The sequence below is a fragment of the Anaerococcus lactolyticus ATCC 51172 genome, assembly GCF_000156575.1.
Lineage (GTDB): Bacteria > Bacillota > Clostridia > Tissierellales > Peptoniphilaceae > Anaerococcus > Anaerococcus lactolyticus.
The window spans coordinates 1-241 of the sequence record NZ_GG666164.1; the positions used below are offsets into that span (position 1 = coordinate 1).

The 241-nt window shown below is 63.5% G+C and carries 1 protein-coding gene; it reads right to left on the reverse strand.

Going from position 1 to position 241, the window contains the following annotated elements; translation table 11 throughout:
* On the reverse strand, positions 1-241 hold a 241-nt coding region (locus HMPREF0072_RS12235; RefSeq protein WP_004830894.1), incomplete at both ends, for a hypothetical protein.

Here is a 241-nt window from a genome sequence, read left to right on the forward strand (position 1 = left end):
CGACGCCGATCTGCAACGCCTTGGCCTGCAGTTCACCCAGACCGGTATCAATGCCCTTGCGCACGAACTGCATGAAGGCGGCCTTGTGCTCGCTCGCGGCCTTGGTGCCGGTGCCATCCGGGCGCTTCATCCCGGCCAACTCCTTCTCCAGCGCCGACTTCATGTCGTCCAACTGGCCCAACTTCTCGTTGAGGGTTTCGACCTGCTCGACCAGCTTGCCTTTCTCGGCCTCCAGGGCCTC